This is a genomic window from Pseudorhodobacter sp., from assembly GCF_030452865.1.
Lineage (GTDB): Bacteria > Pseudomonadota > Alphaproteobacteria > Rhodobacterales > Rhodobacteraceae > Pseudorhodobacter.
In genome coordinates this window covers 1-1639 of sequence record NZ_JAKDLJ010000578.1, presented here as the reverse complement: position 1 = coordinate 1639, position 1639 = coordinate 1, and the positions used below count along the sequence as shown (strand labels likewise).

The window sequence follows — 1639 nt, the reverse complement described above, 5'->3', positions numbered from 1 at the left end:
TGTTCGGTTTGCTCATCCACCCAAGCTATCACCCTGGATTCACATGATGAATCCCAGACAGGATTTGTGCAACAAAGCCCATTGAACCGATCATGGCGGATCGTGGGCAATATAAAAGGGCTTACGTGTTCTGGATTTGCGAACGTCGCATTCGAAAGATTGTTCGGGCAATTGGGGCGGCAAACCGATATCTACCGGATAACGCCTCTAAAAATGGAGAATGCCATGACAACCCTGTATTACGCACCCGGCGCCTGTTCGCTTGCCCCGCATATCGTTCTGGAATGGATCGGCGCCCCTTACGAGGCGGTGAAGGTCGCATTTGGTTCAAAGGAATTGCTCGCTGTGAACCCGGCCGGCGCGGTGCCGACCTTGCGCGAAAGCGATGGCTGGCTGCTGACCCAGGCCGGCGCTATCCTTGACTATCTGGCGCAGAAACATCCGGAAGCGGGCTTGTCGGGTGGCAACAGCCTGCGCGACAAGGCCGAAGCGCATCGCTGGTCATCATTCTTCACCAGCGATATGCACGCCGCGTTCTGGCCAATCTTTTCGCCGCATCGTTACACAACGGATGCAGATGCGGCTGCGAAACAGGCGGTGGTGACCGCGGGGCACGCGTTGGTGCGCAAACAGCTTGGGCTGCTCGATGCTCATATGACAGGCCGCGACTGGGTCTTGGGCGATCGCTCGGTGATTGATACCTATGCGTTTCCGATGCTCCGCTGGGCGATCAAGTTGTTGCCGGGTGGGCTGGACGGCTATCCCAATGTGCAGGCGCTGCATGATCGGATCGCGGTTGATCCTGCGGTGCAGAAAGTGCTCGCCATTGAGACGGGGGCCTGATGTGACCAGCGGCATCCACCATGTCACCGGCATCACCGCCGGCGTGCAGGCCAACGTCGATTTTTACGCGGGTTTTCTGGGCTTGCGATTGGTCAAGCGCACGGGTGGCTTTGAGGATGCCGAGCAGTTGCACCTGTTTTATGGCGATGCGGCAGGCTCCCCCGGCTCACTCATCAGCTTTCTGGTCTGGGAAGCTGGCGGGCGGGGCCGGGTCGGGCATGGGCAGGTGGCGGAAATCGCCTTTGCCGTGCCGCCTGCCAGCATTGGCGACTGGCTGACACGGGCGAGGGATGCACGGGTGCCGGTCGAGGGGCCGGTGCGCGAATTCGGCGCGCCGGTCTTGCGGCTGAAAGACCCGGACAGGCTGATCGTCAAGCTGGTTGGCGCGGACCGCCCCGCCACGCCCCGCCACCGCACCGCTGGCCTATCCAATGGCACCGACACGGCTTTATGGCGCCACCGTTCTGTCGGAACGTCCCGATACGACGGCGGAGTATGTGGCACGGTTTGGCTATGTTGAGAGCAGCTCTGACGGCGCAACCCGGCGGTTGAATTCTGACACTGACATCGTGGACCTGCGCAATGCGTCAGGCTTTGTGCCCAGCATTCCGGGGGCGGGAATTCTCGACCATGTTGCGTTTCGCGCGCCGGGTGCTGACGCCGTGCGTATGACGCGGCTGGCCCTGAAAGACGCCGCCGATGTCACCAACGTCCATGACCGCAAGTATTTCCTCTCGCTCTTTGTCCGCGAGCCCGCCGGAACATTGTTTGAATATGCCACCTATGGTCCAGGATT

The 1639-nt window shown here is 60.7% G+C and carries 2 protein-coding genes and 1 pseudogene; all 3 read left to right on the top strand.

Going from position 1 to position 1639, the window contains the following annotated elements; translation table 11 throughout:
- Positions 1 to 225 precede the first annotated feature (225 nt).
- Positions 226 to 843, top strand: coding sequence for a glutathione S-transferase family protein (locus L0H65_RS19610; protein ID WP_301460861.1), 618 nt, complete (start codon positions 226 to 228; stop codon positions 841 to 843).
- 1 nt (position 844) lies between these two features.
- Complete coding sequence (locus tag L0H65_RS19605; RefSeq protein WP_367652021.1) at positions 845 to 1363, top strand: VOC family protein; 519 nt, start codon at positions 845 to 847, stop codon at positions 1361 to 1363.
- Positions 1341 to 1639, top strand: a pseudogene (locus L0H65_RS19845) (ring-cleaving dioxygenase); the annotation flags it as partial. The gene L0H65_RS19605 and the pseudogene L0H65_RS19845, both read left to right, overlap by 23 nt.